The 23,347-nt window shown below is 53.7% G+C and carries 20 protein-coding genes; 12 read left to right on the forward strand and 8 right to left on the reverse strand.

All coding sequences use genetic code 11. The features are described from left to right. Positions 1–111: 111 nt before the first annotated feature. From RHH53_RS09820 to RHH53_RS09830, 3 genes are read left to right on the forward strand one after another with little or no spacing between them, the layout of a single operon-like run. Positions 112–978, forward strand: coding sequence for a response regulator (locus RHH53_RS09820; RefSeq protein WP_302678181.1), 867 nt, complete (start codon positions 112–114; stop codon positions 976–978). Beyond that, complete coding sequence (locus RHH53_RS09825; protein ID WP_310743731.1) at positions 975–2,222, forward strand: FAD-binding oxidoreductase; 1,248 nt, start codon at positions 975–977, stop codon at positions 2,220–2,222. The genes RHH53_RS09820 and RHH53_RS09825 overlap by 4 nt, the downstream gene beginning before the upstream one ends. Before the next feature lie 20 nt (positions 2,223–2,242). Beyond that, positions 2,243–3,568 carry a heterodisulfide reductase-related iron-sulfur binding cluster gene (locus RHH53_RS09830; RefSeq protein ID WP_310453742.1) on the forward strand — a complete coding sequence of 442 codons (1,326 nt, stop codon included), beginning with the start codon at positions 2,243–2,245 and terminating at the stop codon, positions 3,566–3,568. Here RHH53_RS09830 and RHH53_RS09835 read toward each other — a convergent pair. Genes RHH53_RS09835 through RHH53_RS09845 form a run of 3 tightly spaced genes read right to left on the reverse strand, consistent with a single transcriptional unit; the run spans position 3,565 to position 6,162 of the window. Then, complete coding sequence (locus RHH53_RS09835) at positions 3,565–3,999, reverse strand: hypothetical protein (RefSeq protein ID WP_206200005.1); 435 nt, start codon at positions 3,997–3,999, stop codon at positions 3,565–3,567. The genes RHH53_RS09830 and RHH53_RS09835 overlap by 4 nt on opposite strands. A 27-nt stretch (positions 4,000–4,026) precedes the next feature. Continuing rightward, positions 4,027–4,398, reverse strand: coding sequence for a hypothetical protein (locus RHH53_RS09840; RefSeq protein ID WP_149818994.1), 372 nt, complete (start codon positions 4,396–4,398; stop codon positions 4,027–4,029). 54 nt (positions 4,399–4,452) lie between these two features. Continuing rightward, positions 4,453–6,162 (reverse strand): AarF/ABC1/UbiB kinase family protein, encoded by a 1,710-nt coding sequence (locus tag RHH53_RS09845; protein WP_206200006.1) that lies wholly within the window; start codon positions 6,160–6,162, stop codon positions 4,453–4,455. A 357-nt stretch (positions 6,163–6,519) separates the two neighbouring features. Here RHH53_RS09845 and RHH53_RS09850 point away from each other — a divergent pair, with 357 nt between their 5' ends. Continuing rightward, complete coding sequence (locus RHH53_RS09850) at positions 6,520–8,445, forward strand: DICT sensory domain-containing protein (RefSeq protein WP_310743732.1); 1,926 nt, start codon at positions 6,520–6,522, stop codon at positions 8,443–8,445. A 48-nt stretch (positions 8,446–8,493) separates the two neighbouring features. Then, positions 8,494–9,219: a segregation/condensation protein A gene (locus tag RHH53_RS09855; protein ID WP_302678184.1), complete on the forward strand. Its 726-nt coding sequence runs from the start codon at positions 8,494–8,496 to the stop codon at positions 9,217–9,219. Here the strand turns inward: RHH53_RS09855 and RHH53_RS09860 are convergent. Further along, positions 9,216–10,067 carry an inositol monophosphatase family protein gene (locus RHH53_RS09860; protein ID WP_310743733.1) on the reverse strand — a complete coding sequence of 284 codons (852 nt, stop codon included), beginning with the start codon at positions 10,065–10,067 and terminating at the stop codon, positions 9,216–9,218. The genes RHH53_RS09855 and RHH53_RS09860 overlap by 4 nt on opposite strands. A gap of 6 nt (positions 10,068–10,073) precedes the next feature. Then, positions 10,074–10,466 carry a 2Fe-2S iron-sulfur cluster binding domain-containing protein gene (locus RHH53_RS09865; protein WP_225901556.1) on the reverse strand — a complete coding sequence of 131 codons (393 nt, stop codon included), beginning with the start codon at positions 10,464–10,466 and terminating at the stop codon, positions 10,074–10,076. 141 nt (positions 10,467–10,607) lie between these two features. Here RHH53_RS09865 and RHH53_RS09870 point away from each other — a divergent pair, with 141 nt between their 5' ends. Further along, a complete protein-coding gene (locus RHH53_RS09870) occupies positions 10,608–11,156 on the forward strand; it encodes a DUF1269 domain-containing protein (RefSeq protein WP_206200010.1) in 549 nt (182 codons plus the stop codon). Positions 11,157–11,387: 231 nt separating this feature from the next. After that, the gene (locus RHH53_RS09875; protein WP_310743734.1) at positions 11,388–13,160 is read left to right on the forward strand and encodes a hypothetical protein; all 1,773 of its coding nucleotides are present in this window, start codon (positions 11,388–11,390) and stop codon (positions 13,158–13,160) included. A 6-nt stretch (positions 13,161–13,166) separates the two neighbouring features. On the opposite strand, the gene RHH53_RS09880 is transcribed toward RHH53_RS09875, so the two are convergent. Beyond that, complete coding sequence (locus tag RHH53_RS09880) at positions 13,167–14,000, reverse strand: acyl-CoA desaturase (protein ID WP_206200012.1); 834 nt, start codon at positions 13,998–14,000, stop codon at positions 13,167–13,169. Between the two features lie 702 nt (positions 14,001–14,702). Here RHH53_RS09880 and RHH53_RS09885 point away from each other — a divergent pair. The 4 genes from RHH53_RS09885 to ntcA all read left to right on the forward strand — a co-directional run bounded on the left by RHH53_RS09885 (position 14,703) and on the right by ntcA (position 19,950). Continuing rightward, entirely contained in the window at positions 14,703–17,429 is a 2,727-nt protein-coding gene (locus tag RHH53_RS09885) for an MGH1-like glycoside hydrolase domain-containing protein (protein WP_310743735.1), read from the forward strand. 370 nt (positions 17,430–17,799) lie between these two features. After that, positions 17,800–18,459: a hypothetical protein gene (locus tag RHH53_RS09890; protein WP_310743736.1), complete on the forward strand. Its 660-nt coding sequence runs from the start codon at positions 17,800–17,802 to the stop codon at positions 18,457–18,459. A gap of 6 nt (positions 18,460–18,465) precedes the next feature. Then, entirely contained in the window at positions 18,466–19,110 is a 645-nt protein-coding gene (locus tag RHH53_RS09895) for a DUF2834 domain-containing protein (protein WP_310743737.1), read from the forward strand. 174 nt (positions 19,111–19,284) lie between these two features. Then, complete coding sequence (ntcA, locus tag RHH53_RS09900; RefSeq protein WP_190278317.1) at positions 19,285–19,950, forward strand: global nitrogen regulator NtcA; 666 nt, start codon at positions 19,285–19,287, stop codon at positions 19,948–19,950. Here the strand turns inward: ntcA and RHH53_RS09905 are convergent. Both RHH53_RS09905 and psb35 read right to left on the reverse strand, forming a co-directional pair. Beyond that, the gene (locus RHH53_RS09905) at positions 19,947–21,563 is read right to left on the reverse strand and encodes a cyclic peptide export ABC transporter (protein ID WP_310743738.1); all 1,617 of its coding nucleotides are present in this window, start codon (positions 21,561–21,563) and stop codon (positions 19,947–19,949) included. The two genes, ntcA and RHH53_RS09905, sit on opposite strands and share 4 nt — an antisense overlap. Beyond that, positions 21,560–21,790: a photosystem II assembly protein Psb35 gene (gene psb35, locus RHH53_RS09910; protein ID WP_315862966.1), complete on the reverse strand. Its 231-nt coding sequence runs from the start codon at positions 21,788–21,790 to the stop codon at positions 21,560–21,562. The genes RHH53_RS09905 and psb35 overlap by 4 nt, the downstream gene beginning before the upstream one ends. A gap of 159 nt (positions 21,791–21,949) precedes the next feature. Here psb35 and RHH53_RS09915 point away from each other — a divergent pair, with 159 nt between their 5' ends. Next, positions 21,950–23,293: a TIGR03279 family radical SAM protein gene (locus RHH53_RS09915; RefSeq protein ID WP_302678192.1), complete on the forward strand. Its 1,344-nt coding sequence runs from the start codon at positions 21,950–21,952 to the stop codon at positions 23,291–23,293. Positions 23,294–23,347 lie beyond the last annotated feature (54 nt).

The following is a 23,347-nucleotide window of genomic DNA, read 5'->3' on the forward strand; positions in this document are numbered from 1 at the left end:
GAGATCTTGCCAATTGGGAAGTGGCCGGCGATCGCCGGCGCTCAGAAAAAACTTTGATAGGATGGGGAGTGTCAGGGCGCTGACAAACGATCGCCATTGGGAGACCCGTGCATGACCACCGACCTCTTTGATTCAGGGGCTGGTCGCATTTTAATTGTCGATGATACCCCCGAAAATGTTGAAGTTCTCACAACGCTGCTGCAACTGGAAGGCTACGATGTGCGCGGTGCCATTAGTGGCCAAATGGCGCTCATGGGGATTGAGGCCGAACCCCCGGATGTCATTCTCTTGGACATCATGATGCCTGATATGAATGGCTACGAGGTCTGTCAAACCCTGAAGGAGAATCCCAAGACCAAGCATATCCCCATTATTTTCATTAGTGCCCTCGATGATGTCTTTGACAAGGTCAAGGCCTTTGAGATTGGCGGCGCCGACTACATCACCAAACCCTTTCAGCAGGCGGAGGTGCTGGCACGGGTAAAAAATCAGTTGACGATCGCTCTCCTACAGCGGAAGCTGCGGCAAAAAAATGCCCTCTTGCAAAAGCAAAACCAGCAGTTGCAGGAAATTGTCGAGGAGCGGCGCGACTTGGTTGCCTCATTGCAAGCAGCGCAAGAACAGTATCGGCAGATGTTTGAGGAAGCCGTGGTCGGGATTTACCAAAGTTCGCCCGAGGGGGTTTACTTCAAAGTCAACAATGCCTTGGCACGCATCTATGGCTATGCCGATGCCGAAGATTGGCTAGCGGATCTTGAACACCACAACCAGCGACCCTATGTGGATGACAGCAGTTGGCAAAAATTCCAACAACAAATTGAAACTCGTGGCTTTGTGCGCAACTTGGTTTCCAAGGTGTATCGCGCGGATCAAACGATCACAACCATCTGTGAATGTGCCCGCCCGGTCAAAAGTGAGGACGGTCAACTTTTATACTACGAAGGGTTTGTTTTTGAACTGCCCACCCGTAATCCATGAAACGCACACTGAGCGCACTGTTGGGGGATGCAGCGGTTCACTCCCTTGCTGAATTGGGCGATCGCGCCCCCCACCTGCGCCCCTACCTTCCTGAGCGAGCCCTGCTGCTGACTCCCCCCACCCCAGAAGCGGGGGCAGAAGTGATTGCCTGTGCCCGGCGCCAAGGCTGGCGAGTGTTGCCCATTGGAGCAGGCACCAAACTCAATTGGCTCGGGAACACCCCCAAGGCAGATATTTTTCTGCGGACAACGGCGTGGCAGAAGCTCATTGATCATGCGGCTGCCGATATGACCGTCACCACCCAAGTGGGTATTCCCTTTCAGCAGCTCCAGCACCACCTAGCACCCGCAGGACAGTGGATTGCCGCAGATCCCCTCTTTCGAGAAACGGCCACCCTTGGCGGCTGCTTGGCCACCCAAAGCAATGGCACACTACGGCAGCGGTATGGGTCATGGCGCGATCAATTGTTGGGGGTGAAGTTCATTCGCAGTGATGGCCAAATCGTCAAAGCGGGAGGGCGGGTGGTCAAAAATGTTGCCGGCTACGACCTGATGAAACTCCTGATCGGCAGCTATGGCACACTGGGGATTCTGACAGAGGTGACGCTGCGGGTGTATCCTCTGCCGGATGCGGTACAAATCTGGCAGTTGCGGGGGGAAGTCTCTGCTTTGGCCAAGGGACTTGAGGTGATTTTGACGAGTTCCCTTGCGCCCGCGCGGTGTGTGTTGCGCCTTGAACCACGGGGGACGCTGCTGTTGGAATTGGAATTCCATACCCTGCGGGAAGTGATTGCTGCGGGTACGTTGGGCGATCGCCTGAGTCAGATTGCCCAGACCCATAATCTGCAACTGGAACCCCAAGCCCCTCTAGGCATTACCCTCAACCCCACCCCCGATCAAGTGACTCTCAAAATCGGTGTGCCTCTAAGCGAAATGTTGCCCGCTCTCACCCAGCTTCAGCAGTTGGCAAGGGAATTGGCCTGCGAGTGCCGAGGCGAAATGAGTGCAGGGGTCGGTTACGCCTATCTCCACGGACAGGAGGAGCATCTCCGTCAACTCATTCTCAGGCTGCGCCAAGGGCTACCACGGGGCTATGTCACCGTCTTAGCCGCCCCCCTGAACCTCAAGCAGCAACTCGATCCTTGGGACTATCGCGGCAACGCCCTTGAATTGATGCGGAATCTTAAGCAACAATTGGATGCAACGGGTGTCTTTGGCACTGGCGTTTTTGTCGGCAATCTCTAGACAAGTTTCAATACTTACGAATGACTGCAACTGATCCTGTGGCTGGCTTTGATGCGCAGTCGCCTCCTGATCCACACCTGATTGATGCCTGTGTCCACTGCGGGTTTTGCCTATCCACCTGTCCTAGCTATCGGGTACTGGGGACGGAAATGGACTCTCCCCGTGGTCGTATCTATCTCATGGATGCCATTCATGAGGAACAGGTGCAACTGGCGGATGTCGTACAGCACTTTGACTCCTGTTTGGGTTGCTTGGCCTGCGTCACCACCTGTCCATCGGGGGTTGAGTACGATAAGTTGATTGCTGCCACGCGGGTTCAAGTGCAGCGCCATTATCAGCGGCCCGTGGGCGATCGCTGGTTGCGGCAGTTGATTTTCCAAACGCTGCCCTATCCCCAACGGCTGCGTGCCCTCCTGTGGCCGCTCTGGCTCTACCAAAAACTCGGCTTGGCCAATCTCGAAAAGCGGCTGGGACTCCTGAAACGGCTCTTGCCCAAGTCCCTTGCGGCCATGTATCAAATGCTACCGCCCCTTTCAGCCAAAACATTTCGCGATCGCTGGCCTGAAGTGGTGCCTGCCCAAGGGAAACAGCGTGGCCGCGTGGGGGTGATTCTGGGCTGTGTCCAACGGCTCTTTTTGCCGGAAGTGAATGAAGCCACGATCTCCGTCTTAAGTGCCAATGGCTTTGAGGTGGTGCTGCCGCCGCAACAGGGATGCTGTGGTGCCCTGCCCCATCATCAAGGGGAAGAGGATCAGGCGCAAACCCTTGCTCGCCAGATGATTAATTGTTTTACTGCCGCTCATGTGGATGCGGTTTTAATCAATGCCTCGGGTTGTGGCCACACCCTCAAGGAATATCATCGCCTTTTGGCTGCCGATCCAGAGTACCGCGATCGCGCCCGTGACTTTGTGCAAAAGGTGGAGGATGTGCAGGTCTTTTTGGTCAAACAGGGCTTGGTGACACCGCTCCACCCCTTGGGCGATCGCCCCTTGGCCTTGGTCTATCAAGATGCCTGCCACATGATCCACGGCCAAAAAATTCGCCTTGAACCGCGGCAACTGCTGCGACAAATTCCCCAAGTGCAACTGCACGAACCCCTCGATGCAGCCCTGTGCTGTGGCAGTGCCGGGGTTTACAACATTCTTCAACCCGATGTCGCAGCGGAATTGGGACGCCAAAAGGTACGCAACCTGCTGAATACTCGCCCTGATGTCATTGTCTCAGCCAATGTGGGCTGCACCGTGCAATTGCGGCAGTATCTCCAAGAGCAGAGTAGCTCCGTGCCCATTTACCACCCGATGCAACTGCTAGACTTGGCGATTCGTGGTGAGCAGCTTCCGTCCTAGGCCATATCCGGGGGAGCACTGAGGATTGCGCGCACTTGAGCTAGTAACCATTCTCGCCCCACTTCCCAGCCTCGTTCGCCATCCGCCTCAAGGATCATCAGGCTATCCACTGGCTCTGCCGCCAACAGTTGAAACAAAAGGGGAATAATTGGCATGGGCACTGGGATCACTTGTTCATCACAGGCCTCTTGAGCCATGGCTTCACTACCGTAGGCGTGGATCACATTTTTTTGCTGGTGGGGGGGCTGCTGTTCCTCAAGGGTAATCACCTGCCACTGACCATCGGGAGTTTGCAGGACGTAGTAAACCGTTTGCCCGTAGCGCTGGGCTTCCTCGTAGAGAATGGGGGCGATCGCCTGTACCGCCGCCACAGTCGCAGGGTCATCGGGGGCGTTGGCAATCAGTTCATCCACTTGGGTCAGTAAATCCACAACGCCTCCTTTAGGAGTTATAAAAAACTATTCCTTGGCCTCAAGGGCATCGAGATCAAGGGCACGGGAGCCACCCGTACTTAAAATGGTCAGCACTTTCCCCAGTTGATACCACACCAAAAGGGCGGTGGCGATCGTCAGCACAAAGGCAATGACCATACTCAGCCCTGCACCAAAGCCATAGGTCCACAATCCCGCCATCAGGAAGAGCCAGATACCAATGGAAATCCCCAAGTAGGGCAACTGAAGTTGGGGGCCGCGCAATTGACTCAGAACACGGGTGGAACGACTGCGGTTCCATTCTTGGACACTCTGCTTGAGGGTGGCTTCAAAGGCTTTACCACTGGTCAACCCCATAAAAATACCCGCCAGTAGCAAGACAATGGGTGGATCAAACACGGGATACCTAATCCTTCTTGGACACTCAGGAACGTTGATAACCGCTGCCAACCCTTAGCTGGCCACCACCAAGGAATTGCTGTCTTCTTCTTTACCGAGCGTGTGGGAGACAGAGGCCTTGAGGGCTTCCCATGCCACATCAATCAAGAAGAGCGGACGCAGATCAGACTTGACCAAATTCCAAAGGCGTTGCACCTCTTCGGTGTGGAGACGGTCATCTTCGGTTAACGCTAGCACAATTTGCCGCCGCAGGTACTGCCCCTCCTCAGAAAAGAGATACTGCAAGCCCAAGGTGGCGGTTGGCGCGAGGTTAAAGTGCTGATCCTGCCGGGCGATCGCAATTAGGTTTTCCAGGCGTTGCCACTGCAGACGACCATCCTTGAAGAGGACATCCAATAACCGTCGCCGCAGTTGGGGCGATTCTCCTTGCAGCAGACGCCGTGCCACATAGGGATAGCTGACATCAACAATGCGGAAGTTAGGGTTGAGACACAGGGCAATGCCCTCTTGGGTGACTAGAGAGCGAATGATCAGGGCAAACTTAGCGGGAACCCGGAAGGGGTAGGCATACATCAACTCGGAGAAGCGATCGGTGATCACTTTGAAGTTGAATTCCCGCACACTGGAGCCAATCACCTCTTCAAAGACCGACTCAAGGGCAGGGATAATCGGCGTAATATCCGTTTCCGGGGTCAAAAAGCCCAGTTTGACAAAGTCCGTCGCCAAGGCTTGATAGTCCTTGTTCACCAAATGAACGACGGCATCCACCAAAGATTCTTTAGTGCTCTCCTCCAGTTGATCCATCATGCCGAAGTCAATGTAGGCCATACGGCCATCGGGCATGGCGAACAGATTCCCCGGATGCGGATCCGCATGGAAAAAGCCAAATTCCAAGAGTTGCCGCAAACCAGAAATCACGCCAACACGGATCAGCTCATCGGGATTGACGCCCGCCGCCACCATACAATCCGTACGGGTGAGTTTAATGCCATGGATCCACTCCAGCGTAAGCACGTGCTCCGTGGTGTATTCCCAATAGATTTTCGGTACCTTGACCGTGGGATCATCGTGGAAGTTGGCAGCAAATTTCTCGGCATTGCGCCCTTCATTGAGGTAGTCAATTTCCTCGTAGAGCTTGCGGCCAAATTCATCGACAATGTCTCGCAAATCATGGCAGAGGTTAATCGGTAGCCAAGGCTTGACCCACTGCACCAAAAGGCGAATCAAGAAGAGATCGCGGGTAATCACGGGCAAGAGGTTGGGACGCTGCACCTTGACGGCCACTTCTTCACCACTGTGGAGTTTGGCTCGATAGACTTGGCCGAGACTGGCGGCGGCCACCGGTTGGGGTGAGAATTCGGCAAAAATATCCCCTAGGTTTAAGCGCAGATCTCGCTCAATAATGGCAATAGCAATCTCATTGGCAAAGGGGGGCAATTTGTCCTGAAGGAGCGTCAGTTCTTCGAGGTAGTCGGGACAAATCAAATCGGGGCGAGTGGAGAGGGCTTGACCGACTTTAATGAAGGTTGGGCCTAAACGGATTAGGAGTTTGCGCAGTTGCATTGCCCGCAGGGGACGCTGACTTTCCTGTTGGCCTAACCACTTGTCCCACTGCAATAACAGCCAAAATGTTAGGAAAGAGACCGCAATGTTCAGGAACCGCCAGATAACTCGCCAAGGATGTCGCCAGTAGTAGCGGGCGATCGCCTCAGGATCATACCGACGATGACCAGCACTAGGGACAGCAGAAATACGGGCAGTCACAGCTTTTTCACCTTATTCTCTGAAACCCAACTTACTACACCCCTCTTGCTTTGCCATGGGTGTTTCCACGGAGCGCTTTTGGGAACACTGTAAGCAACCATTGCAATGATGAGGATTTTGTTGATCCCCGGTGCTAGAGGAGCTGATCTTTTGAGGTTTGCTTAAATATAGTATAGAAAACTACACATAAGCCCTGCCGATCAATAAAATTCTTAACAAAAGTTTAAGATTGAAGGTTCCAGCAATTCAGCCGTTGGTTGACTTAGGTACAGCCGCTCGAACTGAATTTCAATAGGTTCGCTGGTGCGGATTTGCCGATAATGGTACCGTAGGGCATCTTCTTATTCACACCCTTCCATGGCCAACAGGATCATTGCCACATCTGTTCTTGAGGAGTTGTTGGCGCGGTTGCCTCGCTTGCGATCGCAACTGTACTTCAAGACATCGCTGACGGCGCTTTCCCATGCAATGGAGGATCAGGTTTTGGCCAATGAGGATGCGCCGATTATTATTGCCTGCTTTCAGCGGGAACGCTTTTATCGCCAAGAAGCCCATCGCTACCGCCGTATTGCCACCAAGTCCCACCACGTTTACGTTTTGGCTGCCCCGGAAACCGAGTTTAAGAACTGCTCGGGAGACTATGAAACGGTTGCCTTTGATCCCGCCGATGCCCTCAGTCAAGAATGGCATTTGACCGTCTTGGGCAAAAATTACAGCACTTGCTTGGTCTGCCGCGAAGTCCAGCGATCGCCTGCCCAGCGCTTGGATGTGTTGCCGCCGATGGATGCGGCGCGTCGTTTTGAGGGCATTTGGACCTTTGATCGGCAGGTGGCAGCGACAACCGCTGAAATCCTCCTCAACCGTATTCGGGAGTACCGCCCTGAACTGAAGGAGAAACTCAAGGAAGGTCTGGCATGGGTTGAGACCTATCGCCAAGTGGCGGGGTGCAATAGTGATCCTGCCCCCTTTGCCGATCGCCTAGTGACCTATCTCCAAGCTGGCCAGTACAAGCAAATCAAGGCCTACCGCCAAATTGCCATTCAAGAGCGCAAGGAACGCCTCACCAATGCAATTACCACGGCGATTCGCAACTCCCTTAATCCCACAGAAATTCTCACTCGTGCGGTGGCAGAACTAGGGGAAGCCCTCAAGGGCGATCGCTGTCTCATTTACCGTTGCCGCAGTACCGATACTCGCGTGCGCATTGAGCACGAGTACACCAGCGGTGCCCTACTGCCATTGCAGTACCAGTATTGGCCCGTGAGTGAACACCCCTACACCCAGCAGGCACTGGCGCATCAGCAGGTGATTCAGGTGGATGACGTAGCCGCCGATCCCCACTACGAGGCGACCCGTTTCAAACCCCTCGAGGCCGCCGGCGTCAAAGCCCTCCTACTGGCACCTGTTCTCTATCAAGGGCGGCTGTTGGGCATTGTTGAACTCCACCGAGGCGAACCGCTGCCGTGGCACGATATGGACGCAGAATTAGTGGAGGCGATCGCCACCCAAGTGGGGGTTGCCCTGATTCAGGCGGAGGCCTACGCAGATCTGGAGGAACTCAACGCGCAACTGGAGGCCTTAGATCGCACCCGCAGTAATCTGATTGCAATTACGGGTCATGAACTGCGCACGCCCCTTTCGACTATTCAAGTCTGCCTCGAAAGTCTAGCGAGTGAACCCGATATGGATTCAGAACTGCGGCAGGTGATGTTGAGTACGGCTCTCGCTGATGCTGAGCGCATGCGGAAACTGATTCAGGACTTCCTTACCCTCTCGCAGTTGGAAAGTGGCCGGGTGCAGTGGCGACCGGAACCCCTCCCCCTCCAAGAACTGGTGGATCTAGCCCTCAGTAGTCTGCGCACCCCCAAGGATCAACTACCGACCATTCGCACAGTCTTGCCCAAGGAATTGCCCTTGATCCGAGCAGATGGCGAATGGCTAGTGGAGGTGCTCTCGAAGCTACTCGATAATGCCTGCAAGTTTACGGAACAGTCGGGTCAGGTTTCCATTGCTGCCAAGCCTCGTCCCGATGGTCTATTGGAAGTGACGGTTGCCGATACAGGGCGCGGTATTGAGCCGGATCGCTTGGAAACGATTTTTGATCGCTTTTATCAGGAGGAGGGAGCACTGCGGCGCTCTACGGGTGGGACGGGCTTGGGTCTCGCGATCTGTCGCCAGATCATTACCAATTTGGGGGGGCAAATTTGGGCGGAGTCGGCGGGGCGCGATCGCGGTAGTGAGTTTCACTTTACGATTCCCATTGCTGAGCCTTTTTCTGGATAGGGGCTGCCAAGCCTCCTAAGATAGACAACAACGAGTGGTCAGCCAACCATGAGCCAATCCTTTGCCGATACCGCGATTGACATTTTGATTGACTTGGCTGAGCGGGGGGAAATTGACCCTTGGGATATTCAAGTGATTGAGGTCTTCGATCGCTGTTTGGCGGAGTTGACACGGCGGGGGGAACCCAATCTCAGTGAATCAGGGCAGGCCTTTTTGTATGCAGCGATGCTGGTGCTCCTGAAGAGCGATCGCCTAGTTGCAGTTGCTGAACCGATGCCCGAGGAAACAGAATTCGCAGAACCGCCAGAGATCAGTGAAAACCAGTCCTTTGTGGTCTTGCCCCATGCCCTAGAGCAGCATTTGCATCGTCGCCCCGTGGCTCCCCCCCAACAACGGCGCCGCGTCACCCTTGAGGAATTGATTGCCCACCTGAAAACCATGGCAGTTCAGAACGACCGTGCAAAGGTGCTGCGGCCGCATCAACCGCGGCGGCGTCGCCGTCCCACAACCCTCAAGGCAATTACCCAACTGGCGCACCAAGAAAACCTGACGGAGATAGCTAACGAAGTAGAAAGTCTCCTCGGAGAAATGGCTCCCGAAGGGACATGGCTAGACTTCCAAGAGCTACTGCGGCGCAAACCCGATCCTGTGGGGGTCTTTTGGGCGCTGCTATTCCTCACTGCCCAGTCTAAGGTGGATCTCCAACAAACCAATTTCTATCAACCCCTACAGGTACGGACGTGTTTAGCTGAAGCGATACGCCTAGAGGCCTAACCTCCCTCTGGCAGAAACGAAAAGCCCAAGGGTTTTACCCGCAGGAGTGCCTCACTCAGGGCAGTGTGGAGATACCCATTCGTCGCTAAAATCCGCCCTGATGTCAGTTGAAAAGGGGATTGATCGTAGGCAGTGACGACGCCCCCAGCTTCACGAACCAGAACCACACCAGCCGCTAAGTCCCAAGGGGACAGACCCCGTTCCCAATAACCATCAAGGCGACCACAGGCAATGTAGGCCAAGTCAATGGCTGCCGCGCCACTCCGCCGTACCCCTTGGCTGAGATGGGTCAGGTAGCAAAATTCCGCATAGTTGTTGTCTTCGGTTTCACGGCGATCGTAGGCAAAGCCCGTGACCAAAAGGCTATGACTCAGTTCTGCGGTGGTGGAAACCTGAATGGGCTGGCGATCGCGGGTGGCACCGAGGCCTGTAGCAGCGCGAAACAGTTCGCGATGAAAGGGATCATAGACGACACCAATGTGGGGTTCTCCCTCTACTAAGAGAGCTACTGACACCGCACTAAAAGGGTATTGATGGGCATAGTTGGTGGTGCCATCCAGAGGATCAATCGCCCACAGAAATGGATTATCCTTCAGTCCCAAAAGACCCGATTCCTCCGCGAGCACCGCATGGTCTGGACAATGGCGATGAATGACATCCAGTACCACTGCTTCTGACTGGCGATCGGCCACCGTGACGAGGTCACCAGAGCGCCCCTTTTCCTCAATCTCACTCAGTTTGCCCCAATAGTGCTGCAGGACAGCGCCCCCCGCCAAGGCTGCCTCCGTGGCAATTTCTAAATAGCGCTGTCGCTCACTCGCCGGCAGTGGGCAACTCACAGCTGTCATGGATCACTAGTCCTCATCGAGGGGTAGCCCCAGCTGTACCCGTCCCTTGCCAAAGTAGCGGCCAAATTGCAGCTCATAGACCTCATCTTCATCTTGGGTTTCTACCTCAAGGTCAGAGCGGGCATAGCTGACACACAAGAGGGCATAGCCTTGGGCTTGCAGGGCGGGGGAGAGTCCCATGGCTTCAGGTTGATAGACATGGCCAGAGAGAATGCGCACGGCACAGGTAGTACAGGCACCGTTACGACAGGAAAAGGGCAACTCAAGGCCTTGGCTCTCAGCGTATTGCAGGATATAGCGATCGCTCGGAACAGTAATTGTGTACGTCCGCGTGGGTGGATCCCCCGGCTTGAGGGGACGCACGTGAATGGTCACAGTGTAGGTTTGTGGCGTGCTCATGGTCTCGCTATCTTACCGTGAAAAGGGCTGTCAAAGACCTTGCTTCGTCCCTTAGCTACAATACCGCAATCCCAACCTGCTAATGACAATGCTAGGGTAGGAGCGGTTCTATGACCCACATTCGTAGGGAGACCTAAAGTTATGAGTACCTTAGTGGTCATTGCGTTTGATGATGAGTACAAGGCGAACGAAGTATTAATCCAGCTATTAAAACTCCAGCGTGAGCATCTCATTGACCTTGAGGACGCGGCTGTTGTCGTGCGCACCAAAGATGGCAAGGTTAAAATCAACCAGACTCAGGATTTGACCCTCCAGGGGGCCCTTGGCGGTGGCTTTTGGGGGCTGCTCATTGGTCTATTGTTCTTCAATCCCCTCTTGGGCTGGGCTGCGGGTCTTGTGGCCGGGGCGATTTCCGGCAAATTTACCGATATTGGCATTGACGATAATTTCATCAAGGAATTGGGACAAACCATTGCCCCCGGCAGCTCGGCCATCTTTACGTTGGTGCGTCAAGCCACACCCGACAAAGTCCTTGAGGAAATTGCTCCCTTTGGCGGTAAAGTCCTGCGCACCTCCCTGTCAAAAGAGGATGAAGCCAAGTTGCAAGAAGCCCTTAACCGAGGCAATCTGGCCTCCCAATCGCCTGCCCCGAGCGAAGCGACAACCCCCAGTGAAACGGCGAACAGTTAGTTTGTTGAGTTTGTCTTGGGTCTAGCTCTCGCTCTAAATTGATTAGGATAATTTTGAAAGGCTCGGCCATTCCCTAGGTACAGCCCTTTTCCCAAGGATGGAACCCAGGCAACACTGCGCAAGTGAGTGTCGGGAACATTTCAGTTCCTTAACGCCTAAGAAAAGGGCTGTCACTGGGCATTGTGCTCACAGTTAGGGATGCCAATAGGGAGTGTTGGGGAGTGGGAGACGGTGCAGGATCAAACTAAATCAACCGCAGTGATCGCGATCTTAAAACGCTTTGGTGGGCGATCGCGCCAACTCAATCGTCTAGTCCCCCTTGTCCAAAAGCAGTGGCGTGCCTGCTTACCTTGGTTGCAACACTGGCAAGTGGTGGCCAGCCTCTCCCTCCTCACCTCCGTCGGGATTTCCGGGCTATCCCTGTGGCTGCTGCTGCGGCAACCGACGACTCCCGGCAATTGTGATTTTGTCCTTTGGCCTTTGGCATCGGCCTCCTTTCGCCTCTACTGCGCCCAACAAGCGGCGGAGCGACACACCCTTGAAGATTTGCTCCATGCCATTGATCTCATTGATGACTTGCCTCGCGATCATCCCCTTGCCCCTGAGATTAATCGCCGCCTAGAAGCGTGGTCAGATCAGGTTTTGGCCTTGGCAGAGGTAGCCTTTCATGAGGGGCAATTAAATCGGGCGATCGCCTTTGCGCGGCGGATTCCTCGGGATGTCCAAGCCCATACCAAAGTGGAAGAACGCATTCAACGCTGGCAGGAAATTTGGCAAGAGGGGGAGAGCATCTACCGACGCGCCGAAGCCGCCTTGAAAAACCTCGAATGGCGAGAAGCTTTTCAAATCTCGCTCCAGTTGCAATTTGTTGCCTGTCGTTATTGGGCACAGGAGCAGTTTGGCGCCTTTAATGAGCGGATTATCCGTGCCCAACGGGAAGATCGGCAGTTGGATGAAGCCCGTGCCCTCATGGCACAGGGGGGAGCCGATAACTTGGCCGCTGCCATTGCAATTGTGCGGCGAATTCCCACCACCAGTGATATTTATCCCGGTGCCCGTCGCCTTCTCAATGAGTTGGGGGAGCGCTTGTTGGAATTGGCGATCGCCGCCTTAAATCGCTATGACCCCCAAGAGGCAAGGCGCATTGCTGGTTTAATTCCCCGTGATGTCAGGAGTGCCCGCAGCGCTGAGGATGTGGTGACGTTGGCAACCGCAGAAGAATTTGCCCAAGCGGGGATGGGTCAGGACATTGATCGAGCCATTGCCCAAGCGCGGACGATTACTGCAGAACGCCCCCTCTACTTTGAAGCCCAGCAGGCCATTCGGCGCTGGCAAGCAGATTTGCAGGTACTGCGAACCCTCGCAGAAGCTCAAGCCATTGCCCGTGGCGGCACGCTGGATCGCCTCTACCTTGCCCTCCACAAGCTCAACATCCCTTTAGCGGACGCGAGTCCCTATCGCCAAGACCAAATCCGCGATCAGCGACGGCTGTGGCAACGTCAAATCGAGATTGCTGAGGATCAACCCCTGATCGATCAGGCCAACGCCCTTGCCCGCCAAGGCACCCCTGAAGCCCTGCTGCAAGCCCGCCAACTCCTTGAGCGAATTCGTCCCCAGCGTGCCCTCTATGAAACGGCTCAAAATCGCCTCAAAGAACTCTTTCCCCCCGTGGCAACTGCAGCAGTGAGCTGGCAGCTTGATCCGGAGATGGCTCGCCTGAATGAAGCCCAGCGCCGTGCTCGAGGGGGGCGCGATCGCGACTTTGCTGCTGCCATTGCCATTGCCCAAGAAATCTCCCCCAACTCCAGTGTCTATGCCACCGCCAACCAGTTGATTGTGCAGTGGGGCAATAATATCTTGGAGCAGGCGCGCTATTGGGTGGGGCGGGACAACCAGCAGGCGATCGCCACCGCCGAACTCATCCCCCCCACGCATCCCCTCTACCCAGAGGCGAGGGAATTGATCCGCATTTGGCAAGAAGCGGAACCCCAGTACCCCTTTTAAGGGCTTTTACTGATTCGTGGGGGCTTCCACGAGCCGCACCTTTTGGGCCAGACCAATCGCTTGCAATGCCCGAATCGTGATCCACGTAATATCAAATTCCCACCATTGCAGACCGTGACGTGCCGAATGGGGGTAGGTGTGGTGGTTGTTGTGCCAGCCTTCGCCAAACGTCAGCAGGGCAACCCACCAACAATTTGTGGAGCGATCGCCCGATTCAAAGGTGCGGTAGCCAAATTTATGGGTGGCACTATTGACAAACCAAGTGAGGTGATACACCAGCACAAGGCGGACAAAGATGCCCCAGACCACAAAGGGCAGTCCCCCCCACAGATACAGCAAGACCCCTAAAACCACTTGAATGGGCACAAAGTACTGATTCAAAAAGCGATACACCGGATCAGTGTTAATGTCCTTGGTGAGGCGTTCTACCTCTGCCTTGGCGGGCACTTCTTGGAGCATCCAACCCATGTGCGACCACCAAAACCCCTTTTGGGAATTGTGCTGATCCAGTTCTTGATCGGAGTGGAGGTGGTGATTACGGTGGAGGCCAACCCATTCAATAATTCCACCCTCACAGGCCAAGCTGCCGCAAAAGCCAAAAAAGTATTCCAGCCATTTCGGGCACTGGAAACTGCGATGGGTGATCAGGCGATGCCAGCCTAGGGTGATGCCAAGGCCTCCAGACACCCAATAGAGAACAACACACAACAGCACAGCCGGCCAAGAAAACAGCCCCGGTACCAATGCCAGCAACGCTCCCAAATGCACAATGCCCATAAAAAAAATCACCCCCCAATTGGGACGCAGGGGGCGCGCAGGCAACGAAGAAACAGATGTCATAAAACTCTCGAACACATTGACAAACTCAAAGTGGAGCTAAGCCCTGTAGGCTGCTCCCTTAGAGCAAAGATGGTTACGACTGCTTTTTACCTAGATGCCTAGAGAAATGGCTTCCTAAACAATCTACGTTTAACGAGCAAACAACCAACCCTTACTTTCATCGTAGCAGAGATTGGAGAAGACTTGACCTCCTCCCCGGCCTGAAAGCCGCAGATTCCTACGACGGGGATGACTGCGCAATCGTTTCGGCGGGTTCTAACCGCTGCTTGTATCTTGCCGGCATGCCCTGCCGTAGGCCACCTTGGGTTTCAGTGGCAATACCATGATTAGGATGCCTCCGCCATCCGCACTATCCTTCGCCGCCGACATGAATGCCGGGGCTTGCCGCGCATCAGGTCAAGCAAAATCTGGGTCGGGTACTACCTCTTTCACGAAGACGCTCAACACTGCGACAACTCCTACTGTAGCGGATTGGATTCCCAGATGTCCCCCTAGTTCAGGAAAGGGCTATATCTGCCCTAGCAGATTACTAAGCCTTAATGTTTCCTTTCTTGGAGTTTAGGATATTTTGCTTATACTCAAAATCTATGAGCTTAAGCTCTTTATCTCTTTTTATTTTTTTTATTTATAAGAGTTTTCGCTTAAGTTCATATAAGTTTGTAGGCCTTTATGGAATTTTTGAGATAACAAGCGAGGTTAAAAATGGCTTCTCCTGTCAATCCTGAACTGGAACGACTCAATCAAGTTCATGGCCAAGCCAACCCTTGGAAATTTTGGGGACCTTACTTGAGCGAGCGGCAGTGGGGCACTGTACGGGAAGACTATTCCGCCGACGGCAATGCTTGGGAGTATTTTTCCCATGATCAAGCGCGATCGCGTGCCTACCGTTGGGGTGAAGATGGCCTCGGTGGCATTTGTGATGCGCAGCAACGGCTTTGTTTTGCCTTGGCTCTTTGGAATGGCAACGATCCAATTCTCAAGGAACGGCTTTTTGGCTTAACCAACAATGAAGGCAATCATGGGGAGGACGTTAAAGAGTATTACTTTTACCTCGACAGTACGCCCACCCATTCCTACATGAAATACCTCTACAAGTATCCCCAAGCTGCCTATCCCTACATTGATCTGGTGATGACCAACCGCCACCGCAGCCGCTTTGAAATGGAGTATGAACTCTTGGATACAGGGGTCTTTGAGGGCGATCGCTACTTCGATGTCTTCATTGAATATGCCAAAGCGGCTCCCAATGACATTTTGATTCAAATCAGCATTCACAATCGCGGCAACGAAGCTGCCCATTTGCATGTTCTGCCCACCCTCTGGTACCGCAATACGTGGAGTTGGACACCGGACAAGGTTCTCGCCAAACCAGAACTGAAGCAAATGGATGCGACACTGGTGCGGGCACGCCATGGGGAGCTAGGAGAGTATGAATTTGTGAGCGATCGCCCGGTGCCCTTCCTCTTCACCGAGAATGAAACCAACTTTGAGCGGCTCTTTGGCCAGCCCAATGCCTCGCCCTACGTTAAGGATGCCTTTCACCGCTACCTGATCAATGGTGAGCAAAATGCCGTCAACCCCGACAAAGTCGGCACCAAGGTGGCTGCCCACTATCAAGTCACCGTTGCCGCCCAAGGGGTTGAGATCATTCAACTACGCCTAGCATCTGCCAAAAGTAGCCCCCTCAGCTTTGGCAATGCCTTTAGCGATCGCCTCAACCAAGCCCGCACCGAAGCGGATCTCTTCTTTGATCACCTCATCCCCAGTGACTGCACGGCTGATCAGCGCAATGTGGTTCGTCAAGCCTTTGCCGGCATGATGTGGACAAAGCAGTACTACTACTACCCTGTCAAGCAGTGGCTGGAAGATAAAGCGCTGCCCCCCGATGTGGAAGAGCGCATCGTTACCCGCAACAAATCGTGGTTCCACCTTGAAAGCGCCGACATTATCTCCATGCCCGACAAGTGGGAATATCCTTGGTTTGCCGCTTGGGACTTGGCCTTCCACTGCTCGCCCTTAGCTCTGATGGATATCGACTTCGCCAAAGAGCAGCTTAAGCTGATGGTGAATGAACTGTATCTGCACCCCAACGGTCAAATTCCCGCCTACGAATGGAACTTTGGTGATGTGAATCCGCCTGTGCATGGGATTGCCACGTGGCAAATCTATCTCTTGGACAAAGCCATGAAAAAAGGCGAAGGCGATTTGGCTTTCCTTGAGAGTGTCTTCCATAAGCTCATGCTCAACTTTACGTGGTGGGTCAACCGCAAGGATTCCCTCGGCAACAACGTCATGGAGGGTGGCTTCCTTGGTTTAGACAATATTGGCGTCTTTGATCGCAGTGCGCCCCTACCCACGGGTGGTGTTCTTGAGCAGGCGGATGGTACGGCTTGGGTGGCAATGTTTGCCCTCGATATGCTCTCTATGGCACTAGAGCTAGCACAGCACAATCCCGTTTATGAGGATATTGCCTGCAAATTCTATGAGCACTTCGTTTACATTGCCGGAGCGATGGATCGCATTGGCGTCCAGAAAGATGAACTCTGGGATGAAAAAGATGGCTTTTACTATGACCTGCTGCGGCTGCCCGATGGTCGTGCCCAGCGCCTGAAGGTACGCTCGATGGTGGGATTGCTGCCCCTGTGTGCCACTGCCATTTTCTCGGAAGAGTTGCTGGACTCCCTACCCACCTTTAGGGAACGCATTGCTGCCTTTAATGCCCGCCACCCTGAGCTTTTGGCCAACATTAACCCCATCGATCGCCCGGGTGTAAAAAAACGGCGGTTGCTCTCGCCCGTCAACGAGGCCAAACTACGGCGGATTCTCACCCGCATGTTGGATGAGAGTGAATTCCTCAGTGACTATGGCATCCGTGCCCTCTCCCGCTACCACTACGATCACCCCTATATTTTCCAACTCGGCCGCGAGGCCTATCGCGTTAGCTATGAACCCGGTGAATCCACCACCGGCCTCTTTGGCGGTAACTCCAACTGGCGTGGCCCCATTTGGATGCCCGTGAATGCCCTTTTGGTGCAAGCTCTCCGCAAAATGTATGGCTATTACGGCAACGAGTTTACGGTGGAATGCCCCACCGGTTCAGGCCGCTGGCTCAACCTCTGGGAGGTCTCGGCAGAAATTGCCCGCCGCTTGGCCAGTATCTTCCTCAAGGATGAATCGGGGCGGCGACCGGTCTATGGTGGCACCGAAAAATTCCAAAGCGATCCCCACTGGCGTGATCTAATTCTGTTTTATGAATACTTCCATGGGGATAATGGCGCAGGACTAGGTGCGAGTCACCAAACCGGCTGGACGGGTCTGATTGCACGGATCATCATGGGACTCAATGTTCTCGACGCCGATGAGGTACTGGAGAAAGGACACTTGGCTGTGGTCTCGAAACGCTTAGCGGAGTTGGTCAGCGCCAGCTAGCACCTGATTAAGGCTGAAGCGTATTGTGATAGGGGGGCGATCGCCCCCTTTTTTAGGTCAAGACTTGGCCACCCCCACAAAAATCTAAAACTCGGTAATCCTAGCTGATTTTAGTTCTATTAAATTTGCCAACGTACAAGTAAATTTCCGTGAAATTACTGGCCAAACAGTACCCTCCATCTTCTACATTGATAAAGAGATAGGAGGAATGAACACACTTTTGCCTAAAGTTAGTTTCTACTGCTGCTGGAATCTGCTTCAGGAAGTATAAGGTTTATATTTTGCAATACAGCCAGAGACATGTTAAGCTGATTTACAAAAGTTTACATTCCGCCTGTGTTCCACATTGGCTGCATTTGAGGTTCAGACTATGTCGCTCACACCCATGACCCGCTATTACATTCGCCGTCTCCTTGCAAAGCGTGCTGAATCCCTTGGGTTGACCGTAAGTGGTGCCGAAAGTGACAGTCAAGCCTTTGCCGATCAATTGGCACGCCTAGAATCCTTGGCGGCAACTAAGTTGGCAGAAATTGATCTCATTGTGCGGATGCACCAAACCCTGAGCCGCAACGGCCAAACCTACAATAGCTACCTCGCCAATCTGGAACAAAAACTCTTTGCCCTCATGGGTCTGGGGGGACAGCCTCGCGAAGAACTGACAGACATTACCCTGCCGCAGCTTGGAGAAACAAAAGGCGCCGCAGCAAAAGCCCTCACCTTGGCGGAAGTGCTAGAACACTTTAACAAAATTGGCGACATCGCCCAGAAATACCTTGGCAAGATGATTGTGGCCAACTATTGGCGGGGGACTCGTCCCTACAGCAGTTGGTTCGCTGACTTTACAGTGACCAATGATGGTCGTGTGGTTTGTCAATCGTACCAGTCCACCCGCGATGTGTTTCTCAGTGAGGAGCAGCTAGAGCACTTGCAAGGTTGGCTAGAGGCCTTTATCCGCCAGTGTCAGCGAGTGCTGCCGCAATTTACGAAGCAACTGCAAAAAGCGGGGGTACCCGAAACGGTTTTAGCTTAGGGCGGTATGCGGATTTTCTTTGCGGTTCTGTGGCTGGGATTGATTGTCTATAGCTTTGGTTTTGCCCCCCCCGATCAACCGCAAACACTGACACTTATTCAACGGCTAGCAACGGGAGACTGGCAAGGCATTAACCCCCTCATTGTCAGTCTTTTTAATTTGATGGGCGTCTGGCCACTGATTTATACCGCATTACTGGTGGTGGATGGTCAAGAACAGCGATTTCCCGCGTGGCCATTTGCGGCTTTTAGTTTTGCCGTGGGTGCGTTTGCCCTGTTACCTTACTTCATCCTGCGCCAGCCAGCACCGATCTTCAGCGGAGAACTCAATCGGGGGGTACGCCTTTGGGAATCACGGCTCACTGCCGTTGTCATTGGTTTATTGGCTGTGGGCTTTCTTGGCTATGGCTTGGTTGGCGGCGATTGGCCAGACTTTTGGCAGCAGTGGCAAACCAGCCGCTTTATTCATGTGATGAGCCTAGACTTTTGCCTCCTGTCGTTGCTCTTGCCGGTGCTACTAGTGGATGACTGGCAACGGCGAGGACTGGAAAAGTCACCGTGGCGCTGGTGGAGCCTTGTCCCCCTCTTGGGAGCATTAGGGTACTTGCTTTTGCGTCCGCCCTTAATTCTCTCGAAAAAAAGTGTGGCATGATACAAAAAAATGCCCCTGAATTGGTTTTACTAATCTGTCAATGCTGAACTCTTCACCCAGAGCAAGATTCGCTGGCGTTGAGAGAGTTGCATTGTTGGGGGGATATCAATGCCGACAGCACCCTATGCGATCGCCACACCACCAGTTAAACCACCTTGGATTGACACACGACTCATGAATAAAGATCAACCCTTAGCACCCGTCTTTCGCCACATGGCCAGTGGCCTGTTTCCATCCACCACTGAAACTTACGAACGCGGCAAAACCATTTTCTTTCCGGGAGATCCAGCGGAAAAGGTCTATTTTCTCCTCAAGGGGGCAGTGAAGCTCTCACGGGTGTATGAAGCGGGCGAGGAAATTACGGTGGCACTGCTGCGGGAAAATACCGTATTTGGGGTGCTGTCCCTGATTACGGGCACCCGCTCCGATCGCTTTTACCATGCGGTGGCGTTTACGAATGTGGAGCTATTGGCCGTTCCCATCGAACAGGTGGAAAAGGCGATGCACGAGGATCCCGATTTGCCGATGTTTATGATTCAGGGGCTGTCATCGCGGATCCTGCAAACGGAGATGATGATCGAGACCCTTGCCCACCGCGATATGGGATCCCGCTTGGTGAGCTTTTTGCTGATTCTTTGCCGTGATTTTGGGATTCCCACGAGTGCGGGAGTCACTGTGGATTTGAAGCTTTCCCATCAGGCGATCGCCGAGGCCATTGGTTCGACACGGGTAACCGTAACTCGCCTTCTCGGGGAACTTCGGGATCAAAAAATGATCTCAATTCACAAAAAGAAAATCACGGTGCATAACCCCTTGATGCTCAGTCAGCAGTTTACCTAGGTCACGAGTTGGCCATAGTCCAGTTTAATCAGGCGATCGGCCACGTCAAAGTAGCGATCGTCATGGCTAATCACAAATACCGTTTTGCCCTGAGCCTTTAGCTCGGGTAGGAGTTGGCGGTAGAAAATCTCCCGAAACACAGGATCTTGATCCGCTGCCCATTCATCAAAGAGGTAGGCGGGGCGATCGTCGAGATAGGCCATCAACAACCCCAAACGCTTGCGCTCCCCTTGGGAAAGAGATGTCGTAGAGAAGCGGTTACCTTCTAGGCGAACTTTGTGGCTCAAGCGCAATTTTTCGAGGTAACTTGGCACTTCTGCAAGGCGTTCGGGGGACTCAATGCCCAACAGTGACTCAAAAAGATAAAAGTCACTAAAAACGGTGGCAAAGTGTTGGCGATACCATTCGTAGTCCTCAGGCTGCAAACAGTGATCATCTACCCAAATTTCTCCCTGATCGGGAATGTACAGGCCGGTAATAATTTTTGCTAGGGTGGATTTACCGCTGCCATTGCCACCGACAATAAAAAGGAGTTCCCCAGCCTGCACGGTTAAACTCAAAGGGCCGAGGGTAAAGGTTGCGGGTTCATCCTCGTGGCCACTGCGGTACTGATGACAGATCTGCCGCAGAGAGAGGGTTTTCCAGCCAAGGGGAGGGAGTTCGCCTGTATCGTTGAGGTTTTGGTGCGGATCTCCAAGGCTGAGTTGCAAAGATTCCACTTTTTTCAGGGCAACCCTAGCACGGCTAAAGACAGGAATCGCATCAATCAGCTGCTGCATCGGCAGCATGAGGTAAATGATCGTCAGAACATACCCTGAGAGAACTGTGGGTGTGGCTCCCAGCAAATGGGGCAGCGTAAAGAGAAAGAAGCCAATGGTAACAAAGAGCAGCAACTGCCCCCAACTGGCAGCAATGGCAAACACCATGTACCCTAGCTCGTTTTGCTGCCATGTTTTCTGAGCCGTGGGTTCCAATTCCCGATAAAAGAAGGCCAGCCGCCGTTGCCGATTGAGCTTGAGTTCTTTGTTGCCCTCGGTGAGTGTCCGAAAGTGTTGAAAGAGGTGATCCTGTTGCTGCCGTGCCCGCTCTAGGAATTTGCGTGCTCTGCCCGCTAGAAACAAGTAGCTGCCAGTACCAATGACAATCAAGCCCACAAGGGCAAAAAAGAGGGGCGGCGACAACCAACCCATGTAAATCAGGCAGCCAATAACAATGGCAATGGCATTAAAAAGATTGGGCAGGACAGAAAAGGAACGGGAGACGGCATCCACGTCCTCTGTCAGCGTCGCAAGGAGTTGCGGATTGCCAATGGCTTCTAACTGGCGTAGGGGTGAAGCGAGAATCTGGCGGCTGAGGAGGAGGCGCATTTCATAAACCGCCTGTTGGGCAGCCCGCACCAGGAGCACTTGGGAGCTAAAGTGGGTCAGCAGTAGGAGGGTGCCGAGGAGAATAAATCCCCAAGGTAAGAGGCGCTGGAGGGCAGGGGTTTTCTGCAGGGCGGCATTCATCAGGGCAATGAGCGCAGCCGTACTGCCACCGTTGAGAAGTCCAGCGATCGCTGCCGCAACAATCGTCGGCCAAGCTGCCCGTAAAAGAATCCGAAAGAGCTTCACGAATCTGTTGTCTCATCAGGGGTGGGATTGGACTCAGACTCTTCGAGATTCAACTTGGGAATAAAACTGGGGCGATCGGCATTTTCCCAACCGGGGGGACGCTTCGAGTTGTACCATGCAATGAGGCCAATGCTCACGGCCGCCACAAGACCCAGCAGCAATACCCCATAAAAGGGGACAAAGTTACCTGCACCAACGGTAAAGCTAATCCCCAATGACCCCATCATCGTCCTCGTTAACATTTTTTAGAAATATGTAGAACACCACTATATCAACCCTATGGTTGCTTTGAGAATCCTGAGAGTTGGAAGCGGCTGTGCTGCCTAAGGTACAGTACAAGATAAAGAAGTTTTGCTGACTGTCCCCCCTCTTTTCAACAATCAACCATGAGCGATCGCGCCCTTCGCCCGGCTGTTGTGGCTGCTGTGGAACCCGGCTCCATTGCCGCTGAGTTGGGATTTGAACCCGGTGATGCGTTGGTGGCCATTAATGGCGATCGCCCCCGCGATTTGATTGATTATCGGTTTCTCTGTGCCGAGGAATACCTCACCCTAGAAGTGCTAGGGAAAGACGGCCAAACCTATGTTCTCGAAATTGAAAAAGACATTGATCAAGATTTAGGACTGGAGTTTACCACCGCCCTCTTCGATGGGTTGATGCAGTGCAACAATCGCTGCCCCTTTTGTTTTATTGATCAGCAGCCCCCCGGCAAACGGGAAAGCCTCTACGCCAAAGATGACGACTACCGCCTCAGTTTCCTCTACGGCAGCTACATTACCCTGACGAACCTGCTTCCCTCAGAATGGCAGCGCATTGCCCGCTTGCGCCTTTCCCCCCTCTATGTCTCTGTCCATGCCACAGTAGCCAGTGTTCGCCAACGCCTACTGAAAAATCCACGGGCGGGGGAAATTCTGCAACAGATGCGCTGGTTTCAAGAGCAACGGCTGCAACTCCATGCCCAAGTGGTTGTCTGTCCGGGGATTAATGACGGCGAGTGCCTCGAGCAAACACTGCGGGATTTAGCCCAGTTCTATGATCCTGAATGGCCAACCGTGCTTTCAGTGGCAGTGGTGCCGGTGGGGCTGACTCGCTTTCGCCCTGCTGAGGATGAACTGATTCCCGTCACCCCTGATCACGCCCAAGCGGTGATTCAACGGGTACAGGCACTCCAACAGCGGTTTGAACAGCAGTGGCAAACCCCCTTTGCTTGGCTAGCAGATGAATGGTTCTTGATTGCCGGATCGCCCTTACCCCCCGCCGCCCACTATCAGGACTATCCGCAACTCAGTAATGGTGTGGGAACGATTCGCCTGTTTTTAGAAGAGTTTGAGCTTCACGCCCAACAGCTTCCCCAACGCTTACCGCAGCCGCGTCATCTGAGTTGGGTGGTGGGTAATACCGTGGAACAGGCCTTTGCACCCTTGGTGGCTCGCCTTAACCAAATTGAGAACCTGCGCCTTGATCTCTATGCCCTTGCTAGCGACTATTGGGGACAGCAGATGTCCGTGACAGGGCTATTAACCGGCCATGATTTGATCTATCACCTGAAGGGCAAACCCTTGGGCGATCGCCTGCTTCTGCCCAGTCTGATGCTCAAGCACGATGAACCCGTTTTTCTCGATGATGTGTCTTTAGCCACTGTAGAGGAAGCGCTAGGGGTCCCCATTCAAGTGGTCTCTGGTGGCGCGGCAGCGATTATTGCTGCTTGTACTCACCCCGAAAATGCCTGATCTTGCCCCTTGGGATCCCCGCAACCTATAATGGCTGGATGCTGTCCGCTGCAC

The organism is Thermosynechococcus sp. PKX82, from assembly GCF_031583255.1.
GTDB lineage: Bacteria > Cyanobacteriota > Cyanobacteriia > Thermosynechococcales > Thermosynechococcaceae > Thermosynechococcus.

Excerpts from the sequence above, each read along its gene's own strand:
- RHH53_RS09820 (WP_302678181.1), top strand. The coding sequence starts at position 112 with ATGACCACCGACCTCTTTGATTCAGGGGCTGGTCGCATTTTAATTGTC.
- RHH53_RS09825 (WP_310743731.1), top strand. The coding sequence starts at position 975 with ATGAAACGCACACTGAGCGCACTGTTGGGGGATGCAGCGGTTCACTCC.
- RHH53_RS09830 (WP_310453742.1), top strand. The coding sequence starts at position 2,243 with ATGACTGCAACTGATCCTGTGGCTGGCTTTGATGCGCAGTCGCCTCCT.
- RHH53_RS09850 (WP_310743732.1), top strand. The coding sequence starts at position 6,520 with ATGGCCAACAGGATCATTGCCACATCTGTTCTTGAGGAGTTGTTGGCG.
- RHH53_RS09855 (WP_302678184.1), top strand. The coding sequence starts at position 8,494 with ATGAGCCAATCCTTTGCCGATACCGCGATTGACATTTTGATTGACTTG.
- RHH53_RS09860 (WP_310743733.1), bottom strand. The coding sequence starts at position 10,067 with ATGACAGCTGTGAGTTGCCCACTGCCGGCGAGTGAGCGACAGCGCTAT.
- RHH53_RS09865 (WP_225901556.1), bottom strand. The coding sequence starts at position 10,466 with ATGAGCACGCCACAAACCTACACTGTGACCATTCACGTGCGTCCCCTC.
- RHH53_RS09870 (WP_206200010.1), top strand. The coding sequence starts at position 10,608 with ATGAGTACCTTAGTGGTCATTGCGTTTGATGATGAGTACAAGGCGAAC.
- RHH53_RS09880 (WP_206200012.1), bottom strand. The coding sequence starts at position 14,000 with ATGACATCTGTTTCTTCGTTGCCTGCGCGCCCCCTGCGTCCCAATTGG.
- RHH53_RS09885 (WP_310743735.1), top strand. The coding sequence starts at position 14,703 with ATGGCTTCTCCTGTCAATCCTGAACTGGAACGACTCAATCAAGTTCAT.
- RHH53_RS09890 (WP_310743736.1), top strand. The coding sequence starts at position 17,800 with ATGTCGCTCACACCCATGACCCGCTATTACATTCGCCGTCTCCTTGCA.
- RHH53_RS09895 (WP_310743737.1), top strand. The coding sequence starts at position 18,466 with ATGCGGATTTTCTTTGCGGTTCTGTGGCTGGGATTGATTGTCTATAGC.
- ntcA (WP_190278317.1), top strand. The coding sequence starts at position 19,285 with ATGAATAAAGATCAACCCTTAGCACCCGTCTTTCGCCACATGGCCAGT.
- psb35 (WP_315862966.1), bottom strand. The coding sequence starts at position 21,790 with ATGATGGGGTCATTGGGGATTAGCTTTACCGTTGGTGCAGGTAACTTT.
- RHH53_RS09915 (WP_302678192.1), top strand. The coding sequence starts at position 21,950 with ATGAGCGATCGCGCCCTTCGCCCGGCTGTTGTGGCTGCTGTGGAACCC.